The sequence below is a fragment of the Micromonospora sp. NPDC049107 genome, assembly GCF_040648595.1.
Lineage (GTDB): Bacteria > Actinomycetota > Actinomycetes > Mycobacteriales > Micromonosporaceae > Micromonospora.
In genome coordinates this window covers 120270-139440 of the sequence record NZ_JBEZEC010000015.1, presented here as the reverse complement: position 1 = coordinate 139440, position 19171 = coordinate 120270, and the positions used below count along the sequence as shown (strand labels likewise).

Genomic DNA, 19171 nt, shown 5'->3' with positions numbered 1-19171 from the left:
AGCTTGCAAGCCCCTCACCCAACGGGAGATAGCTGTGTCCTTCAATGCCGCGATCAAATCGGTTCTCAGTCAGTACGTCGGCTTCGCGGGTCGGGCCCGCCGGTCCGAGTACTGGTGGTTCGCCCTGTTCACTGTCCTTGTCAGCATTGTCACCTCCGTCCTGGACAGCGCGCTGGGACTGAACTTCGTGGACGGTTCGTCGAGCGGCTTCATCGGCCTCGTCGTCTCCCTGGCGCTGCTGCTGCCGACGCTGGCCGTCGCGGTACGACGCCTGCACGACACCGACAAGACGGGGTGGTGGCTGCTGATCGCCCTGATCCCGCTCATCGGCGCCATCGTCCTGATCGTGTTCTTCGTGCAGGACAGCACGCCGGGTGCGAACCGTTTCGGCCCCAGCCCCAAGGGCTGACCGCAGTCCGCGCCACCACCCGCGCGGATCCACTGCTGAGCGGGCAGGGCCCCTTTTAGACAGCGCTGTCTAAAAGGGGCCCTGCGGCGTCGTCACCACTGCGGGTCAGGAGCGACCGATCGAGCGGTCGAGGAAGTCGTGGATCATCGGCGCGGCGACGTCGAGCTTGTCCTCCAGCAGGAAGTGGCCGGTGTCGATCAGGTGGAACTCGGCCGACGGCAGGTCACGCTGATAGGGGTGGGCGCCATCGGGCGGGAAGACGATGTCGTTCTTGCCCCAGATCACCAGCGTCGGTGGCTGGTGGTCGCGGAAGAAGGCCTGGAACTCGGGGTACAGCGCGACGTTGCTGCCGTAGTCGTAGAACAGGTCGAGTTGGATGTCCGCGTTCCCGGGGCGGGCGAGCTGCGTCTCGTCGTGGATCCACCGGTCGGGGTCGAGCCGGCTGAGGTCCCGCACCCCCTGGGTGTACTGCGACCGCACCGCGTCGGAACTGAGGATGAACGCGATCGCCTGTCGGCGTTCGTCGGTCTTCTCCGCCCAGTAGGCCTTGATCGGATTCCAGAATTCGCTCAGGCCCTCCTCGTACGCGTTGCCGTTCTGCACGATGAGCGCGCTGATCCGCTCGGGCCCTTTGAGGGCCAGCCGGTATCCGGTCGGCGCTCCGTAGTCGAAACAGTAGAGCGCGTAACGGTCCACGCCGAGCTGGTCGATCAGGCCGTGCATCAGGTCGGCGAAGTTGGCGAACGTGTAGTCGAACGTCGACCGGTCCGGGCTGACGCTGTGGCCGAAACCCGGGAGGTCCGGCGCGATCACCCGGTACCGGTCCGCGAGCAGGGGAATCAGGTGGCGGAACTGCGAGGACGCCGTGGGAAAGCCGTGTAGCAGCAGGACCGCGGGACCGTCGGCCGGCCCGGCCTCGCGGTAGAAGATGTCGATCCCGTTCACGGTCGCGGTTCGGAAGTGCGTGACGGGAAATTCGCCCTCCTGGACGGCGGCGACCGAGGGTTTCTGGGCGATGCCAACCATCCTGGATTCCTTTCGGGATAGCGAAACGCGGTATCACCCCGGAAATTGCGCCGTCGGGTCCCGCCTTCGATCAGCATGGCATGCGGCCGTGGGCTCGATGTGCGGAATGCCGCTCAGCGCAGATGCGTACGCAGGAATTCCAGTTCCAGCGGGAGCAGCCGCTCGGCGGTGCCGTTCGCGGCCATGTGGGTGGCGCCGGTCAGCGGCAGCACGGCGTGCGGCCGGCCGGTGGACAGCAGCGCCGCCGACAGCCGCAGCGTGTGCGCGGCCACCACGTTGTCGTCGACCAGGCCGTGCACCAGCAGCAACGGGCGGGCCTGGTCCGGACCGGTGACCGGCTCGGCGGCCAACTCGATGAGCGAGTGGTGCGCGTACACGTCCATGCCGTCCTCCGGCAGGCCGAGATACCGCTCGGTGTACGCGGTGTCGTACAACGCCCAGTCGGTCACCGGGGCGCCGGCGATGCCGCACTTGAACAGCTCCGGGTGACGCAGCACCGCCAACCCGGCCAGCCACCCGCCGAACGACCAGCCGCGGATGGCCACCCGACCGAGGTCCAGGTCCGGGTGCTTGCCGGCGAGCGCGGTCAGCGCGTCGATCTGGTCGGTCAGGATCACGTCGGCCAGCCGTCGGTGGATCGCCTTCTCGAACGAGGGGGCCACTCCCGGCGTACCCCGGTTGTCGATCGTGACCACGGCGAACCCGGCGTCGGCCCACCACTGCCGCTCCAACCACGCGGCCCGCGCCGCCACCACCTCCTGGTGCCCCGGGCCGCCGTAGATGTCGAGCAGCACCGGTAGCCGCCGGCCGGTCACGTGGTTGTCCGGGTAGAGCACCGCCGCCGGCAACCGCCGGTCGGTCACCCGTTCCAGCAGCGGCAGCGGCGAGTACGGCGGCTCGGCGGCCAACGACCGCAGCTCGGTCAGCTCCTGGCCGCCGCGCGACACGGTCCAGCGCACCCCGGCGTGGTCCAGCGACGCCGTCCCGACCACCAGCACGTCCCCGCCGACAGCAGCGGTGTGCCAGCCCGAGTCGGTGGTGATACGCCGGGCGTCCACCCCGCCGCCGATCGTCGTACGGACCCGGAACAGGTGCCGCTCGCTGGGCTCGCCGTCGCTCGCCTCCACCAGCAGGTCGGCGGGACCGCTGACGGCCGGCAGTCGACCGACGACCCGCCGCACGTACAGCGAGGGTGGGGTGAGCAGCGTGCCGTCGGCGAACAGGCACCGCGCGTCGTACCCGTCGTGGGCCAACTCGCCCCCGACCAGCACCCGGCCGTCGGGCAGGTGCGCCGGGGTACCGGCGATCGGCTCCACCCAGCGCGGGTCGGCCAGCTCGGCGTGCACCTGCGTCTCACCGGTACGAGGATCCACCGCGAGGACCAGCCCGTGCTGCTGCGAGCGGCGCAGCACGGTGATCAGCGGACTGCCCTCACCCCAGCTCACCCCGGTCAGGTACGGGTAGGTCTCCCGGTCCCAGTGCACGTCGACCCAGCCGTCGTCGAGGTCCAGCAGGTGCAGGCTCACTTCGGCGTTGGGGCCGCCGGCCCGGGGGTACGCGACGGCGGTCGGCGGACTGCCCGGCTCGGCCGGGTCGTGCAGGTGCCAGCGGTCCAGCCGGGACTCGTCCACGCGGGCGGCAAGCACCATGCGCCCGTCCGGGGCCCACCAGTAGCCCCGGTACCGGCCGAACTCCTCGGCCGCGATGTGCTCGGCCAACCCCCAGCTCACGCCCGCGTCCTCGCCGGCCAGCAGCGCGTCGGCGCCGTCGGCGTCGATCACCCGCAGCTCACCCCGGCGTACCCCCTCGGCCGCGTCGGTCACGTAGGCCAGGCGCTCGCCGGTCGGATCGGGTCGAGGGTCCAGCACCGGACCGACGGTGGCCACCTCCACCACGTCGCCGTGCACCAGATCCGCCCGGAACAGGCGGCCGGCCAGCGCGAACACGGCCACCCGGCCGACGGCGTCCAACGCGTACGAGCCGATGCCGGCGGCGCTGAGCCGGAGCCGTTCCCGCAGCGCCCGCTCGCCGGGGGTGAGCGCCCGGACGTCGCCGTCGTCGCCCAGCAGGGCCGCCGGGTCGGCCACGAGCTGTTCCTCGCCGGTCGCCACGTCCAGCAGCCAGAGCGCGTCCGCCGGATCCTCCGGACCGGCCGAGCGCAGGAAGATCACCCGGGAGCCGTCCGCGGCCACGGAGACAGCCCGGGGCGCGCCGTGGCTGAACCGGCGGGTACGGGCGGCCAGCTCCGGAAAGTCCACAGGCCAAATCGTAGAGCCGCGCCGGGCGTGATGTGGCCGACCTGGGCGGACGCGTCCAACGACTCCCGGACCGTACCGCCGGTTAGAGTGACCGTCGTGACGACGCTGCCCGACCGCCGCCTGCTGCTGGTCCACGCGCACCCTGACGACGAGTCGATCGGCACCGGCTCGACCATGGCCCACTACGCCGCCGCCGGCGCGCACGTCACGTTGGTGACCTGCACGCTCGGCGAGGAGGGCGAGATCCACGTCCCGGCGCTCGCGCAGCTCGCCGCCGCCGAGGCCGACCAGCTCGGCGGGTACCGGATCGCGGAGCTGGCGGCCGCCTGCGCGGCGCTCGGCGTCGCCGACCACCGTTTCCTGGGCGGCGCCGGTCGTTACCGCGACTCGGGGATGATGGGCCTCGCGACGAACGAGCACCCCCGGGCCTTCTGGCAGGCCGACCTCGACGAGGCCGCCGGGCACCTGGTGGAGATCATGCGAGAGGTACGCCCGCAGGTGCTGGTCACCTACGACCCGAACGGCTTCTACGGCCACCCCGACCACATCCAGGCGCACCGGGTGGCGATGCGCGCCGTCGAGCTGGCCGCTCTCGAGGGCTGCGCCCCGGCCAAGGTCTACTGGACGGCGATGCCGCTCAGCGTGCTGGAGGCCGGCATGTCGCACTTCGCCGAATCTTCGGACAATCCGTTCGCCGGCATCCAGGACCTGGCCGAGCTGCCCTTCGGCACTCCGGACGAGCAGATCGCCGCCCGGATCGACGGCACCGACCAGCACGCGGCCAAGGAGGCGGCGATGCGGGCACACGGCACCCAGATCCCGGCCACCTCGTGGCTCTACTCGATCGCGGGCAACTTCGGCGGCGAGTTCATGGGTGTGGAGTTCTTCACCCTCGCCGTCGGCGCGAAGGGGCCGGGTTTCGGCCCGTACGGCTGGGAGGAAGACCTCTTCGCCGGGCTGCCGGACGTGGCCGACGCGGACCGCTCCCCGGTCGCGGCGGCCGGTCTCCGGTGACGTTGCCCGCCGCGCCGATGTCGGTCGTGAACGATGAGGACGCCCCGCCGCCGGCGGGGCCGCCGCCGCGTCTGCTGGACCTGGGCCTACGGGTGGCCGGCGCGATCGTCGTGGTGGTGGCCGGTGTGGTGACGGGGGTGTTGGAGCTGCTACTCGCCACCGTCCGGGTCGGCGGGCAGCTCATCGGCCTCTCGGCGCTGCTCGCCGTCGGCGCGAACATCCTGCTGAGCTGGTTCGCGCACGAGACGGTCGGCCGTCGCTGGGCGGTGGCGCTGCCGGCGGTGCCGTGGTTCGCCCTGATGGCGGTGGCGGCCATCCGCACCACCGAGGGCGACCTGCTGCTGGCCGGCGACAACTGGGTCGGCCTGGCGATGATCGTGGCCGGCGCGATGACGTTCGCCGTGATGGGCTTCCGGCAGGTCCTCGCCCCGCCGTCCACCCTCGGCGGCTGGTGACGTCACACAGCTACGAGTGGTAGATATTCCTGCCAGGGAAGCGGCCCCGCGACGAGGGGCGTACGGCAGGAGGTCGTGCGATGGACAGACGGTGGCGTGATGTCGGGGTGCTCGCGGGAGCGTTGTTCGCGGTCAACGTGGTTGCCCGGCTGATCACCCGATTCGGTTTCGACGGCGACGACGCTGCGGCCGACCGGGTCACACTGGTGATGTTCGTGGTGATCGGGTTGACCCTGGCCGTGGTCGCCTTTCGCTGGGGACGCGCCCGGCCGCTGGCCGTCTGGGCGGGCGACGTGACGGTCGTGGTGTTGATCGCCATGGCCCTGACCGTGTTGGTCGGGCCGCTGCTCGTCGGCCACAGCCCGTTCGCCGGTGGCGCGGGGACGTTCTTCGCCCAGATCTGGCTCTACCTGCTCGCCACCGGCCTCGGCGCGCTGGGCGGCTACCTGGTGGCGACCGCCCTCGGTCTCGACCACCGCTCGCAGCAGCTCAAGCGGTACGCCGAGGTCAAGGCCGCCAAGCCCCGCCGGGTAGTCCGCCGCTGACGCCCTCGCGCCTCGCGCCAGCCAGAACCTCGCGTCGATCTTGCACTTTCGGTCGTCGATATGAGGGCAGATGCCCTTTATGTCGCCGCAGAAAGTGCAAGATCGACGAGTGGGGGTCAGCTCGGGGCGACGCGCGTCAGGTAGGTGTGGTGGGTGGTGAAGCCCAGCGTTCGGTAGAGGGCGATGGCTGGCGTGTTGCGCTGCTCCACCTGGAGGAACGCGTGGGTCGCGCCCGCCGATCCGCCCCAGGCGGCCAGCGCGCCGATCACGTGGCGGGCCAGCCCCTGCCGGCGGGCGGCCGGCACCACCTCGATCAGGCTGAGGCCCAGCCATCGGCCCTGGCCGGTCACCGTTGCCCGGCCGATGGCCGCCAGCGCGCCGTCGACGTACCCGTGGGCGAAGCGGACCTGGTCCACGGCGGTGAGCACGTGCCGGGCGGCATCCGGTAGGCCGCCCTTGCGGCCGGCCGCGATGGCGAGCCAGTCCTCGCTCGGCGCGGTCACCACCTCGACGACCGCGGCGCCCGGCCCACCGAGCGCGAGGGCGTCGAGGGGCAGGGGCGTGGTCTGGACGAGGGTCGGTGGGCGGGTGGTCCAACCGCGCTCGTCCAGCTCGGCGCCGACCGGCGCGGCGAGCGGCAGCGGCGTGTTGATCATCGCGGGCTGACCCCGTTCGGCGTACCAGCGCTCGACCGCGTCCACGGCCGCCGGCAACGGCCGGTCGGGATCGCCGATGGGCAGGGCCGAGTTGGCCCGGCCGGTCCAGCCCTCGGCCGAGCGCAGCAGCCAGTCACCGAGTCGGCCTCGGGTCGGGGCGGGCCACGCCTCGTTGGCGGCCCGTTCCAGCGCCACCACCGCCGCGGCCGTCGGCCGGCGGGTCGGCGGTACCCGCTTCGCCCGGTGCACCTGCGCCACCGGCACGCGCAGCGGACCTTGCGCCGTGGCGAGGGTGAGATGAGTCTCGCTCAGCTCGACCAGCTCGCCGAGGGCGTCGCTGAACAGCGGGCGGCCTTCGCGAATCCCCACAATCCGCCGGACTACGATCCGATGTCCCACATCCTGCTGTCGGAGCACGATCGACCCCCTCCCCGGCGAGATACTAGGCTCTTACCGTCGCGGGAGATCGCGGCGCGTCTTGCGGAGGAGAAGACCGGTGACCTACATCATCGCCGAGCCGTGCGTGGATGTGCTCGACAAGGCATGCATCGAGGAATGCCCGGTCGACTGCATTTACGAGGGCAACCGGATGCTCTACATCCACCCCGACGAGTGCGTCGACTGTGGTGCCTGTGAGCCCGTCTGCCCGGTGGAGGCGATCTTCTACGAGGACGACGTCCCGGAGCAGTGGAAGGACTACACCGGCGCGAACTACGAGTTCTTCGAGGACCTGGGCTCGCCCGGAGGCGCCTCGAAGATTGGCAAGGTGGAGAAGGACGCGACCTTCGTCGCCGCGCAGCCGCCGCGCGGCGAGGGCCACTGAACCGGCCCGCGCCGGTCTCGGCACGGCTACCCGAGTTCACCTGGGACACCCTGGACGCCGCGGCCACCCTGGCCGCGGCGCATCCGGAGGGCCTGATCAACCTCTCCATGGGTACGCCGGTCGATCCGGTCCCGGCGGTGATCCGTCAGGCGCTGGCTGACGCGTCCGACGCGCCGGGCTACCCGCTGACCGCCGGCACCCCGGCGCTCCGCGACGCGATCGCCGCGTGGGTGGCCAGGGCCTGTGGCGCGGGCGTCGACGGTCTCGGTGTGCTGCCGACCATCGGCTCCAAGGAGCTGGTCGCCTGGCTGCCCACCCTGCTCGGCATCGGCCCGGGCGACGTGGTCGTCGTGCCGTCGATCGCCTACCCGACGTACGAGGACGGTGCCCGGCTGGCCGGCGCCACCGTGGTCCGCGCCGACTCGCTCACCTCGGTCGGGCCGACCTCGCGGGTCCGGTTGGTCTGGATCAACTCGCCCGGTAACCCGACCGGCCGGGTACTGCCCGCCGCGCACCTGCGCAAGGTCGTCGACTGGGCCCGGGAGCGTGGCGCGGTGGTCGCCAGCGACGAGTGTTACCTGCCGCTGGGCTGGTCGGCCGAGCCGGTCTCGGTGCTGTCTCCGCAGGTCTGCGGTGGCGACCACACCGGTGTGCTGGCCGTGCACTCGCTCTCCAAGCGGTCCAACCTCGCCGGTTACCGAGCCGGGTTCGTGGCCGGCGATCCGGCCCTCGTCGCCGAGCTGCTGAAGGTCCGTAAGCACGCTGGAATGATCGTGCCCGCGCCGGTGCAGGCCGCGATGGTGGCCGCCCTGCAGGACGAGGGGCACGCCGTCGAGCAGCGGGAGCGCTACCGTGCCCGGCGCGAGGTGCTGAGCGCCGCGTTCACCGAGGCCGGTTTCACGATCGAGCACTCGGAGGCGGGCCTCTACCTCTGGCTCACCCGCGACGAGGACTGCTGGCAGACCGTCGACTGGCTGGCCCGGCGCGGCATCCTGGTCGCGGCCGGCGCGTTCTACGGCCCCGCCGCCCAGCGGTACGTGCGGGTGGCTTTCACCGAGTCCGACGAGCACGTCGCCGCGGTCGCCGGTCGGCTGCGGGCCTGACCGGGGCGTCCGGCGATGACCGACGGCAGGACCGTCCCGACGCCGGACGCCGGTACCGCCACGCCACCGAGTGACCAGCGCCGCGAGACGGGCGACCAGCGCCGCGAGACGGGCGACCAGCGCCGCGAGGCCGCCGGGTCAGGCCCGGAGGTGGACGACCGGAAACCCGCGGCCGGCGGGGCGTACGCCCGGACGCGGGTGGCGGTCGTCGGCACCGGTCTGATCGGCGGTTCGGTGCTGTTGCGGCTGCGCGACGCGGGCCTCGACGTGGCGGGCTGGGATCCCGATCCGGCCACCCGGGAGAGCATGCGGTCGTGCGGTGTGTCGGCACCGGACGCCGTCGAGGAGGCCGTCGCCGGTCGGGATCTGGTCTTCCTCTGCGGTCCGCTGCCCACCCTTGCCCGGACGTTGGCGCAGGTGGCCGAGCTGACCGCGCCGGGTTGTGTGCTCACCGACGTGGGCAGCACCAAGGTCGAGGTGGCCGAGGCTGCCGACCGGCTCGGGCTCACCGAGCGTTTCGTACCCGGGCATCCGATGGCGGGCGCGGAGTCCGCCGGCCTGGCGGCGGCCTCTTCGACGCTGCTCGCCGGGGCCGCCTGGGTGCTCTGCCCGGCGCCGGGCGCGGCGACGCTCGCCTTCCGCTGGCTCGCCGGGCTCCTGGTGGAGTTGTTCGGCGCCCGGGTGGTGCCGATGTCCCCGGCCGCGCACGACTCGGTGGCCGCGCTCGCCTCGCACGTTCCACACCTGCTGGCCGGCGCGTTGGCCGGTGCGACGCAGCGGTCGCCGCTGCGTGACGCGGTGTTGGCGCTGGCCGCGGGCAGCTTCTCCGATGGCACCCGGGTCGCCGGGACGCCGGCCGAGCGGACGGCCAACATGCTGCTCGGCAACCGGGCGCGGGTGCTGGACGAGTTGGCCGAGGTGCGCGTACTCCTGGATGAGCTGGCGGACGCGTTGCGGTCCGCCGACGCGACGGGGTTGACCGCCCGGTACGCGCAGGCCGGCGCGGCGCGGTCGGCGCTGCGGAACCGGCGGTTCGCCGCGGCGGACCGGGAGTTCCCGGCCGACGGCGACCACACCGTCGAGGTGGCCTGGCTGCGCGAACTGGGTGTTGCCGGCGGCCATCTGACCGGCTGCCGGGTCGGTCCGGACGTCGTCTCCTACCCGGCACTGCTGCCGCTGGCTGATTAGGGCCTGTTTCATCAGGACTGGCCGGCCTGCGGCGGGCCCGGACGGCACCCGGCGGCGTTGCGGTGACGTCCGGATACAACACCGGTATCCGGACGTCACCGCGCCTTGCCGGATCGCCGCCCGGACTCCGCCTCGGCTCGACCGCCCTCATGAAACAGGCCCTAAGCTGACAGGCATGGCGACGGACGGCCCGGTGGTGCAGGTGCGCGGCGAGGCGACCCGGGAGGTGCAGCCCGAACTGGCCCGGTTCGCGGTGACCGTGACGGCCCGCGGCCGGGACCGGGAGGCGACGCTCACCCAGCTGGCCGAGGGGGCAGCCGCCGTCCGGGTGCTGCTGGACGGCTCCGAGCCGGCGGTGGCCCGACGGGAGACCGGCGACCTGTGGGTCCGGCCGCAGACCAAGCGCTCGGGTGAGCGTGTGGTGGGCTGGCTCGGCAGCGTCACCACCAACGTGACGGTCACCGACTTCACCGCGCTCGGTGAGCTGATGCTCCGGCTCGCCGACCAGGATCAGGTCCAGGTGTCCGGCCCCTGGTGGGAGCTGCGCCCGGACAGTCCGGCGTACCGCGAGGCGCGACACGCCGCGATCGGCGACGCGTTGCTGCGTGCCCGGGAGTACGCCGAGGCGTTGGGCGCCCGGGTCACCGCGCTCATCGAGCTGGCCGACTCCGGTCCGGCCGACCGGCCGATGTTCGCCCGCGCGGCGTTCGACGTCGGAGGCGGTGCCGGCGGTGGTGTTCCCGAGCTGGAGTTGGACCCGCAACCGCAGACCGTGCAGGCGGCGGTGCAGGCGCGGTTCACGATCAGCGAACCGGTGCTCGACTGATGCCGCCGGCCCGGGTGCTGGCCATCGACGAGATGGTGGCGCGGGCACGGTCACTGGCCGACGCCGGCCCGCGGCAACTGCTCGGCATCACCGGGGCGCCCGGTGCGGGAAAGTCCACCCTGGCGGAGCGGATCGTCGCCGAGGTCGGGGCGAGCGCGCGGCTGGTGCCCATGGACGGCTTCCACCTGGCGCAGACGCAGCTGGAACGGTTGGGCCGCGCCGACCGCAAGGGCGCGATCGACACCTTCGACGCCAACGGGTACGTCTCGCTGCTGCGCCGGTTGCGCCGGCTGGAGCCGACCTCGGTGTACGCGCCGGAGTTCCGCCGAGAGGTGGAGGAGCCGGTGGCCGGGGCCATCGAGGTGCCGCCGTCGGTTCGCCTCGTGGTGACCGAGGGCAACTATCTGCTGGTGCCGGACTTTCCGTGGCAGGAGGTCCGGACGTTGCTGCACGAGGTGTGGTTCCTCGACCTGGACGCCGAGCTGCGCCAGGGCCGGTTGACCGCCCGGCACGAGGCGTACGGGCGTTCGCCGGAGGAGGCCCGGACCTGGGCGCTGGGCAGCGACGAGGCCAACGCGGCTCTCATCACCCCGACGGCCGTGCACGCCGACCTGGTGGTCCGCCTGCGGGACTAGGGCGTGTGTCGAAGCCCTTGGCCGGCCTGCGGCGGGCCCAGCCGACGGCCGGCGGCGTTGGAGATGGACCCGGATACAACACCGGTATCCGAGCCCATCTCCGCCTTGCCGGACCGCCGCCTGGACTCCGCCTCGGCTCGACCCAGGACTTCGACACACGCCCTAGTCGAGGTCGCGGACCGGTCGGGCCGGGTTGCCGACGGCGACGACGTTGGCGGGCAGGTCCCGGGTGACCACGGCGCCCGCGCCGACCACGGTGTTCGCGCCGACCGCGACCCCGGCCAGGACGATCGCGCCGCCGCCGAGCCAGGCGTTGTCGCCGATGGTGATCGGCTTCGCGGCCTCCCACTTGTCGCGGCGTGGGCCGGGCTGCACCGGGTGGGTCGGGGTGAGCAGTTGCACGTTCGGTCCGACCTGGACGTCCGCGCCGAGGGTGATCGGGGCGACGTCGAGGAAGACCGCGTGGTAGTTGACGAAGCTGCGCGGCCCGATCCGGATGTTCCAGCCGTAGTCGCAGTAGAACGGCGGCCGGACCCAGGTGTCGTCGCCCAGGTCGCCGAGCAGGTCGCGCAGCGCCGCGAGCCGGGCCGCCGGGTCGGCCGCTGAACTGGTGTTGAAGCGTTCCATCAGGCGGGCGGCCCGGTCCAGGTCGGCGACGAGTTCGGGGTCGTCGGCCAGGTAGGGCTCACCCGCCAGCATCCGGTCCTTCATGGAGGTCACCCGGTCGATGATGCCGGCGGGGCGCGGTGTCCCGTGGCAGGTTCGTCGTATTTTCGACTTCTTTTTGCATACTCGGTATGCAATTCTGGGTTGTCAATGCGACTCCTATCAATCAGGACGCACGACCAGGAGGAAACGTTGCACCAGGGAAGAAGATTGGCCGCTCTCGGCCTCGTGTCGGTGCTGGCGCTCGCCGCGCCGGCTCCCGCCTCAGCCGCGACCGCCGCGCCCGCCGCACCGGGCGGCGCCGACCGACAGTCCACTGCGCTCGGAACCAGCCCCGAGCGCTCGACCACCGTCACGCTGATCACCGGTGACCGCGTCACCGTCACCGCATCCGGCGCCTCGGCCCAGCCCGGCCCCGGCCGTGCAGCTGTGCAGTTCCTGGTCCAGCGCGAGAGAGGACGCCTCTCGGTGCTGCCGACGGACGCGCTGCCGTTGCTGCGCTCGGGTCGGGTGGACCGGCGACTCTTCGACGTCACCGGGCTGATCGAGGCGGGTTACGACGACACCCACCGCAAGACGCTGCCGCTGCTGGTGTCGTACGGCTCGACGGACGCCGCCCGGCGAGCGCCGGCCACGCTGCCCGGCACCCGGGTGGTCCGCGACCTACCGGCGATCGACGGCGCCGCCCTCACCAGCGACAAGTCCTCCCTCGGCGCGGTCTGGGCGGCGGTCAGCACCGGCTCCAGCGCGGCTCGGCTCGGCGCGGCGGGGGGCGTCGAGCGGATCTGGTTGGACGGCCGTCGACGGGTGGCCCTCGACCACAGCGTGCCGCAGATCGGGGCGCCCGCCGCCTGGTCGGCCGGGTTCACCGGCAAGGGCGTGTCCGTGGCCGTGCTGGACACCGGCGTCGACGCGACCCATCCGGACCTGGCCGGCAAGGTGGCCGAGGCGCGCAACTTCACCGAGGTCGCCGACGCCCGGGACACCGTCGGCCACGGCACGCACGTGGCCTCGACCATCGCCGGTTCCGGCGCGGCCTCCGACGGCCGCTACCGGGGTGTGGCACCGGACGCGACGCTGCTGGACGGCAAGGTCTGTGAGGACCAGGGCTGCCCCGACTCGGCGATCCTCGCCGGCATGCAGTGGGCCGCCGTGGAGAAGAAGGCCGCCGTCATCAACATGAGCCTCGGCGGCTGGGACACGCCGGAGGTCGACCCGCTCGAAGAGGCGGTGCAGACCCTGACCGCGCAGACCGGCACGCTGTTCGTCCTCGCCGCGGGGAACGACGGCTCGGACGGCTCGGTCGGCTCCCCGGCCAGCGCCGACGCCGGGCTCGCCGTGGGCGCGGTGGATCGCGACGACGAGTTGGCTGAGTTCTCCAGCCGGGGTCCCCGGGTCGGTGACGACGCGCTGAAGCCCGACATCACCGCACCCGGCGTCGACATCGTCGCCGCGAAGTCCGCCAACGGCGTCATCGGTGATCCGGTGGGGGACCGGTACGTCACGCTCTCCGGCACCTCGATGGCCACCCCGCACGTCGCCGGGTCGGCCGCGTTGCTGGCCCAGCAGCACCCGGGATGGCGGGCCGACCGGCTCAAGGCCACCCTGATGGCCGCCGCCAAGCCGCACCCGGAGCAGACCGCCTACCAGCAGGGCGCCGGGCGCGTCGACGTCGCCCACGCGATCACCCAGCAGATCACCACCGACCCGGTGAGCGTCTCGTTCGGGCGTACGCTCTGGCCGCACAACGACGACACCCCGGTCACCCGGACGGTGACCTGGCGTAATGACGGTCCGGCCCCGGTCACCGTGGATCTGAGCGTCGAGGGCGCCGGCCCGGGGGGTCGAGCGCTGCCGGCCGGTCTCTTCCAGTTGGGCGCCAGCCAGCTCACCGTACCGGCGGGTGGCACGGCCGCCACGACCGTCACCACGGACACCCGGATCGGCGACGCCGACGGCTACTGGACCGGCCGGATCGTGGCCCGCGCGGGGTCGGCCGTCGCCGTGACGCCGCTGGCCGTGAACCGGGAGGTGGAGAGCTACACGCTGACCGTGGAACACCTGAACCGCGCGGGCGCGCGTACCGCCGACCACTGGAGCACGCTGGTCGGGATGGACACCTTCGGCGCCTGGGACCTCTTCAGTTCCGATGGGGTGGCCACCGTGCGGGTGCCCAAGGGGCACTACGGCCTCAGCGGCCTGGTCTTCGAGCCGGGGCCGGAGGACGAGCAACGCGGGATGTCGTTGTTGATGCAGCCCGTGTTGACGATCGAGCGGGACACCCGGATCGTCGTGGATGCCCGCCGGGCCAAACCGGTCCGGACCACCATTCCGGACCGTAACGCCGCCCCGGAACTGATCGACGTCAGCGGCAACTTCACGGCTGCCGACGGCAGTGGGTACGGGATCGGACTCTGGGCGGACACCTTCACCGGTCTGACCAGCGGTCAGCTCGGCAAGACGGTCTCCGCCGACCAGTTCGTCTCCACCGTCAGCAGCCAGTGGATCAAGCCGGGCACGCCCGACAGCCCATACCTGTACGCGCTGGCCGAAGCGATCCCCGGTCGGATGCCCACCGGGTTCGTCCGTGACTACCGCCGGAGCGACTTGGCCGCCGTCGTGCACCGGTTCCTCGGTGCCTACGCGGGCATGGACGCCGAGCGCTCCGTGTACCCCGTGTTGGAGTACAACGTCGGTGGCTCCACGCTGGTCCTGCCCACGAGCGTGCCCGGTCAGCGGGTCGAGTACTACAACACCCGGGGCGTGCAGTGGGAGTCGGACATCTACTTCGGCACCCGGGGCGAGGACGGCTGGCTGAACCCGCAGGCCGTGCTCCTTTCCGTCCCCACCGCGTACCGGGCCGGGCGGACGGTCCAGGAGATCTGGAACCAGGCGCCGTTCGGGCCGTCCTTCCCGAACCCGCGCTGGCCGTACCAGAGCCTCACCCGGGCCGGCGACACCATCGCGGTCGACCTGCCGATCTTCAGCGACGCGGCCGGTCACCCGGGCGGCTCGTTGAACGACAGCGAGCACACCAAGCTCTGGCGCGACGGCAAGCTGGTCGGCGAGAGCGAGTACGCCGGCTACGGGGAGTTCACCGTGCCGCCGGCCGCGGCGGACTACCGGCTCGTCACGTCATCGAAGCGGAGCTTCACCGACCTGAGCACCGAGGTGGAATCGAGCTGGACCTTCCGGTCCCGGCACGTCGCCGGTGACACGCCGGCCCGCCTGCCGCTGATGGCGGTGCGCTTCGCGCCGCCGCTGCGCGTCGACGGCAGCGCTCCGGCCGGGCGGAGCTTCGTCGTACCGGTGCGGGTGCAGCGCCAGCCGGGCGCTCCGGCCTCCCCGGTGGAGGGGCTCACCGTCGACGTCTCGTACGACGGCGGGAAGACCTGGGACAAGGCGAAGCTGGTCCGTACCTCGGCCGATGGTTGGTCGGCACTGTTGCGGCATCCGGCCGGCAAGGGCCACGTGTCGCTGCGGGCCACCGCCCGGGACGCCGCCGGTAACACGGTGACGCAGCGGATCATCCAGGCCTACCGGTTGCGCTGAGGCGTACCCCCGTCGGGTCCGCGGCCGAGCGCCGCGGACCCGGCGGGTACGTCAGTCGTTGGCGTGCAGGGCGGCGTTCAACTCGATGCCGCGGCCGGTGCGCGGGCGGGCCTCCAGCGCGCCCGTCACCGAGTTGCGCCAGAACAGCAGGCCGTCGACGCCGGACAGCTCCCGGCCCTTGACCACCCGGCCGTCCGGCAGCGTGATCTTGGAGGCGGCGGTGATGTAGCAGCCGGCCTCGACCACGCAGTCGTCGCCGAGGGAGATGCCCACGCCCGCGTTCGCGCCGATCAGACTCCGCTCGCCGATGGTCACCTTCTCGGTGCCGCCGCCGGAGAGGGTGCCCATGATCGAGGCGCCACCGCCGATGTCGGAGCCGTCGCCGACCAGCACCCCCTGCACGATCCGCCCCTCCACCATCGAGGTGCCCACCGTGCCGGCGTTGAAGTTGACGAAGCCCTCGTGCATCACCGTCGTGCCGGCGGCCAGGTGGGCGCCGAGGCGCACCCGGTCGGCGTCGGCGATCCGCACACCCGAGGGCACCACGTAGTCGGTCATCCGGGGGAACTTGTCCACCCCGTACACCGACAGGTGGCGGCCCGCGGCCCGCTCGATCACCCGCAGCTCGTCCACCCGCTCCGGGGGGCACGGCCCGGCGGACGTCCAGGCCACGTTCGCCAGCTTGCCGAAGACGCCGTCGAGGTTGAGCTGGTTGGGCCGCACCAGGCGGTGGGAGAGCAGGTGCAACCGGAGGTACGCGTCGGAGGCGTCCTTGATGGGCTCGTCCAGCGAGCCGATCACGGTGACCACCTGCACGGTACGCAGACCGGGCAGCGGCCGGTCGCCCAACGCACCCGGCGGCAGGTCCAGCACGTCCGACTTGTCCTCGCCGGCGATCAGCGGCAGCTCACCCAGGCCCAGCTTGCCGGTCGGGTACCAGGTGTCGAGCACCTGCCCGTCGGCGGTGACGGTGGCCAGGCCGATGCCCCACGCGGAATCTGCGGACGTCACTGTTAACCCTCTCGGTCGCGGCCACGCCGGCCTCGGCTCGCTCCTCGCGCTGACAGACCTGAAGGTACCGTGCGAACCATGGAGAACCCGCTGACCCCCGAGGTCCTCGCCGATCCGGTGCAGCTGACCCGCGTACTGGTCGACATAGAGTCCGTGTCCCTCAACGAGAAGGCGATCGCCGACTGCGTCGAGGAGGTGCTGCGGGGCGTACCGCACCTGTCCACGCACCGGCACGGCAACACGGTGATGGCCCGTACCGACCTGGGCCGCTCGCAGCGCGTCGTGCTGGCCGGGCACCTCGACACGGTGCCGCTGAACAACAACTTCCCGTCGACCATGCGCGGCGACCTGATGTACGGCTGCGGAACCTCCGACATGAAGTCCGGCACCGCCTACGCGCTGCACCTGGCGGTGACGCTGCCCGAGCCGCGCTACGACGTGACGTACTTCTTCTACGAGGCCGAGGAGATCGAGTCCCGCTACAACGGGCTGAACCTGGTCGCCCAGGCGTTCCCGGAGTGGCTGGAGGCGGACTTCGCGGTGCTGCTGGAGCCGACGTACGGCATCGTCGAGGCGGGCTGCCAGGGCACCATGCGCTCAGTGGTCACCACCACCGGCGTACGCGCCCACTCGGCGCGCTCCTGGCACGGGGTCAACGCCATCCACGGCGCTGGGGAGGTGCTGCGCCGCCTCCAGACGTACGAGGCACGACGGGTCACCATCGACGGCTGCGACTACCGCGAGGGCATGAACGCGGTACGCATCAACGGTGGGGTGGCCGGCAACGTCATCCCGGACCTGTGCGAGGTCGAGGTCAACTACCGCTTCGCCCCCGACCGGACCCCGGCCGAGGCGGAGGCACACCTGCGTGAGGTGTTCGCCGGTTTCGAGGTGCGGGTCACCGACTCGATCGCGGGCGCCCCGCCCGGGCTCAGCGCCGCCCCGGCGAAGGAGTTCCTGGCGGCGGTCGGCGCCGCCCCGATCGGCAAGCTGGGTTGGACGGACGTGGCCCGGTTCGCGGCCATGGGGATTCCCGCGCTGAACTTCGGCCCGGGCGATCCGAACCTCGCCCACCACCCGGACGAGCACGTCGAGATCAGCAAGATCCGGGACGGCGCGGCGACGCTGCACCGCTGGCTCGCGCCGGCCTGACCCGGTCGGAATCGCTCAGGTCGGGCCGGTCGGCCCCGTTTCCGGCGATCAAGAGGTTCGCGTCAGCCTGGCCCGTTGTCGGCGGCGCGAACCTCTTGATCGGCTCCGGATCCCGTGGTGGTGGCGGCGGCGGGCGACAGGGCGGGGTCGAGATCGCGGGTGCGGCGGCGCTCGGCCACCACATCGTGGATCCGTCGCTGCATCTGTCGACGGATCCGGATCATCTCGCTGTTGCTGATCACGCTGTCTCCTCCCCCGAAGGCGCGCGCCGGGGCATACCCGGTATGTGAATAGTAAGACGTACGGGGAAGCCAAATAGTTGCCCTTGATCGCGAACTATTTCCCGGCGTCGGTAGCCCGCGCCCCCGAGGTGTGCGGCTCCACTACGGTTGCTGCATGAGCCAGAACAACGGGCGGGAGGCCGGCCGCAGCCCGGGGCGGGAGCGGCACCGGGGCGCCGTCACGCTGCGCCGGGGGGCGATCCCGAGCAGCACCGCCGACCAGCGGCTGCTGGACTCGCGCGGGCGCGAGGACTGGAAGACCAGGGACGCCTGGCGGGCGCTGCGGATCCTCTCCGAGTTCGTCGAGGGCTTCGACACCCTCGCCGACCTGCCGCCGGCCGTCAGCGTGTTCGGCTCGGCGCGCAGCGGTCCGGACACCGCCGAGTGCCGGCTGGCCGAGGAGGTGGGCGGCGCGCTGGCCCGCGCGGGCTACGCGGTGATCACCGGCGGCGGGCCGGGCGTGATGGAGGCCGCCAACCGGGGCGCCACCGAGGCCGGCGGGCTCTCCGTCGGGCTCGGCATCGAGCTTCCGTTCGAGCAGGGCATCAACGACTGGGTCGACCTGGCCATCGACTTCCGCTACTTCTTCGCCCGCAAGACCATGTTCGTCAAGTACGCCCAGGCGTTCGTGGTGCTGCCCGGTGGGTTCGGCACCATGGACGAGCTCTTCGAGGCGCTGACCCTGGTGCAGACCGGCAAGGTCACCCGGTTCCCGGTCGTGCTGATGGGGGTGGCCTACTGGCAGGGGCTGCTCGACTGGCTGCGCGACACGATGGCCGCCAGCGGCAAGATCGGCCCGGTGGACCTGGACCTGATCTGCCTCACCGACGACGTCAACGCCGCCGTCCGCCACATCGTCGAGGCCGAGGCGGCGCTCTCGGTCGAGCAGGACGCGGTCCGCGACGAGGCCGTGGCGCGTACCGGCGCCGACCAGCAGGCCGCCGCCGAGCAGGCCGCCGACCGGCCCCGGGAGAACTGATGGCGGCCGTCTGTGTCTTCTGCGCCTCCTCCCGTACCCTCGACCAACGCTGGCTCGACCTCGCCACCGAGACCGGTGCGGAGCTGGCCCGGCGCGGGCACACCCTGGTCAGCGGCGGTGGCTGCGTCGGCATGATGGGCGCGGTGGTCGACGGCGCCCGGTCCGCCGGTGGACGCACGGTGGGTGTCATCCCGCAGGCGCTCGTCGACCTGGAGGTCGCCGACCTGGCCTCGGACGAACTGCTGGTCACCGACTCGATGGCCGATCGCAAGACCCTGATGATCGACAGGTCGGACGCGTTCCTCGCCCTGCCCGGCGGCCTCGGCACGCTGGACGAGCTGTTCGAGGTCTGGACCACCGCCACCCTGGCGCTGCACGCCAAGCCGATGGTGCTGATCGACGCGGACGGCTTCTACCGCCCCCTGCTGGACTGGCTGCACACCATCACCGACCAGCACTTCCTCAAACCGGCCGGCCTCGACCTGCTGACCGTGGTCACCACGGTCCCCGAGGCCCTGAAGGCGCTGGAGTCCCACCTACCCTGACTCCGGGCCACCTCGTCGGTCGTGAGGGTGGCGGCAGGGCCGTCGGC

Annotated in this window: 19 protein-coding genes; 13 read left to right on the top strand and 6 right to left on the bottom strand. The window is 72.2% G+C overall.

Annotated features, from left to right (window positions below):
• Positions 1–34 precede the first annotated feature (34 nt).
• Positions 35–409, top strand: a complete 375-nt coding sequence (locus tag AB0B55_RS30250) for a DUF805 domain-containing protein (protein WP_357126063.1) — start codon at positions 35–37, stop codon at positions 407–409.
• Positions 410–514: 105 nt separating this feature from the next.
• Here the strand turns inward: AB0B55_RS30250 and AB0B55_RS30245 are convergent, their stop codons facing one another.
• Together AB0B55_RS30245 and AB0B55_RS30240 are read right to left on the bottom strand one after the other, a co-directional pair.
• Positions 515–1435: an alpha/beta hydrolase gene (locus AB0B55_RS30245; protein WP_357175405.1), complete on the bottom strand. Its 921-nt coding sequence runs from the start codon at positions 1433–1435 to the stop codon at positions 515–517.
• A 113-nt stretch (positions 1436–1548) separates the two neighbouring features.
• Positions 1549–3693 (bottom strand): prolyl oligopeptidase family serine peptidase, encoded by a 2145-nt coding sequence (locus AB0B55_RS30240; RefSeq protein WP_357175402.1) that lies wholly within the window; start codon positions 3691–3693, stop codon positions 1549–1551.
• An 87-nt stretch (positions 3694–3780) separates the two neighbouring features.
• Between AB0B55_RS30240 and mshB the strand changes: the two genes are divergently transcribed.
• The 3 genes from mshB to AB0B55_RS30225 all read left to right on the top strand — a co-directional run bounded on the left by mshB (position 3781) and on the right by AB0B55_RS30225 (position 5707).
• Positions 3781–4707: an N-acetyl-1-D-myo-inositol-2-amino-2-deoxy-alpha-D-glucopyranoside deacetylase gene (mshB, locus tag AB0B55_RS30235; RefSeq protein ID WP_357175399.1), complete on the top strand. Its 927-nt coding sequence runs from the start codon at positions 3781–3783 to the stop codon at positions 4705–4707.
• Positions 4708–4724: 17 nt separating this feature from the next.
• Complete coding sequence (locus AB0B55_RS30230) at positions 4725–5162, top strand: hypothetical protein (RefSeq protein WP_357175396.1); 438 nt, start codon at positions 4725–4727, stop codon at positions 5160–5162.
• Positions 5163–5242: 80 nt separating this feature from the next.
• Positions 5243–5707 carry a hypothetical protein gene (locus tag AB0B55_RS30225; protein WP_357175393.1) on the top strand — a complete coding sequence of 155 codons (465 nt, stop codon included), beginning with the start codon at positions 5243–5245 and terminating at the stop codon, positions 5705–5707.
• 116 nt (positions 5708–5823) lie between these two features.
• Here the strand turns inward: AB0B55_RS30225 and AB0B55_RS30220 are convergent, their stop codons facing one another.
• Positions 5824–6780, bottom strand: a complete 957-nt coding sequence (locus tag AB0B55_RS30220) for a GNAT family N-acetyltransferase (RefSeq protein WP_357126046.1) — start codon at positions 6778–6780, stop codon at positions 5824–5826.
• 79 nt (positions 6781–6859) lie between these two features.
• Here AB0B55_RS30220 and fdxA point away from each other — a divergent pair, with 79 nt between their 5' ends.
• The 5 genes from fdxA to AB0B55_RS30195 all read left to right on the top strand — a co-directional run bounded on the left by fdxA (position 6860) and on the right by AB0B55_RS30195 (position 10938).
• A complete protein-coding gene (gene fdxA / locus AB0B55_RS30215; protein WP_007464872.1) occupies positions 6860–7186 on the top strand; it encodes a ferredoxin in 327 nt (108 codons plus the stop codon).
• Positions 7183–8289: a succinyldiaminopimelate transaminase gene (dapC, locus tag AB0B55_RS30210; RefSeq protein WP_357175446.1), complete on the top strand. Its 1107-nt coding sequence runs from the start codon at positions 7183–7185 to the stop codon at positions 8287–8289. The genes fdxA and dapC overlap by 4 nt, the downstream gene beginning before the upstream one ends.
• Before the next feature lie 15 nt (positions 8290–8304).
• Positions 8305–9477: a prephenate dehydrogenase/arogenate dehydrogenase family protein gene (locus AB0B55_RS30205; RefSeq protein WP_357175390.1), complete on the top strand. Its 1173-nt coding sequence runs from the start codon at positions 8305–8307 to the stop codon at positions 9475–9477.
• 175 nt (positions 9478–9652) lie between these two features.
• Positions 9653–10303 carry an SIMPL domain-containing protein gene (locus tag AB0B55_RS30200; protein WP_357175387.1) on the top strand — a complete coding sequence of 217 codons (651 nt, stop codon included), beginning with the start codon at positions 9653–9655 and terminating at the stop codon, positions 10301–10303.
• Complete coding sequence (locus AB0B55_RS30195) at positions 10303–10938, top strand: nucleoside/nucleotide kinase family protein (protein ID WP_357175384.1); 636 nt, start codon at positions 10303–10305, stop codon at positions 10936–10938. Before AB0B55_RS30200 ends, AB0B55_RS30195 begins: the two co-directional genes overlap by 1 nt.
• Positions 10939–11100: 162 nt before the next feature.
• Here the strand turns inward: AB0B55_RS30195 and AB0B55_RS30190 are convergent, their stop codons facing one another.
• Entirely contained in the window at positions 11101–11658 is a 558-nt protein-coding gene (locus AB0B55_RS30190; protein ID WP_357175381.1) for a sugar O-acetyltransferase, read from the bottom strand.
• A gap of 96 nt (positions 11659–11754) precedes the next feature.
• Between AB0B55_RS30190 and AB0B55_RS30185 the strand changes: the two genes are divergently transcribed.
• Positions 11755–15156: a S8 family serine peptidase gene (locus AB0B55_RS30185; protein WP_357175378.1), complete on the top strand. Its 3402-nt coding sequence runs from the start codon at positions 11755–11757 to the stop codon at positions 15154–15156.
• A gap of 51 nt (positions 15157–15207) precedes the next feature.
• Here the strand turns inward: AB0B55_RS30185 and dapD are convergent, their stop codons facing one another.
• Positions 15208–16167, bottom strand: coding sequence for a 2,3,4,5-tetrahydropyridine-2,6-dicarboxylate N-succinyltransferase (gene dapD / locus AB0B55_RS30180; RefSeq protein WP_357175376.1), 960 nt, complete (start codon positions 16165–16167; stop codon positions 15208–15210).
• 78 nt (positions 16168–16245) lie between these two features.
• On the opposite strand from dapD, the gene dapE reads away from it, so the two are divergent.
• Positions 16246–17319, top strand: coding sequence for a succinyl-diaminopimelate desuccinylase (gene dapE / locus AB0B55_RS30175; protein WP_357126023.1), 1074 nt, complete (start codon positions 16246–16248; stop codon positions 17317–17319).
• Between the two features lie 62 nt (positions 17320–17381).
• Here the strand turns inward: dapE and AB0B55_RS30170 are convergent, their stop codons facing one another.
• Positions 17382–17561 carry a hypothetical protein gene (locus tag AB0B55_RS30170; protein WP_357126020.1) on the bottom strand — a complete coding sequence of 60 codons (180 nt, stop codon included), beginning with the start codon at positions 17559–17561 and terminating at the stop codon, positions 17382–17384.
• Between the two features lie 154 nt (positions 17562–17715).
• On the opposite strand from AB0B55_RS30170, the gene AB0B55_RS30165 reads away from it, so the two are divergent.
• Together AB0B55_RS30165 and AB0B55_RS30160 are read left to right on the top strand one after the other, a co-directional pair.
• Complete coding sequence (locus AB0B55_RS30165; RefSeq protein ID WP_357126017.1) at positions 17716–18579, top strand: TIGR00730 family Rossman fold protein; 864 nt, start codon at positions 17716–17718, stop codon at positions 18577–18579.
• Positions 18579–19124: a TIGR00730 family Rossman fold protein gene (locus tag AB0B55_RS30160; RefSeq protein ID WP_357175374.1), complete on the top strand. Its 546-nt coding sequence runs from the start codon at positions 18579–18581 to the stop codon at positions 19122–19124. The genes AB0B55_RS30165 and AB0B55_RS30160 overlap by 1 nt, the downstream gene beginning before the upstream one ends.
• Positions 19125–19171 lie beyond the last annotated feature (47 nt).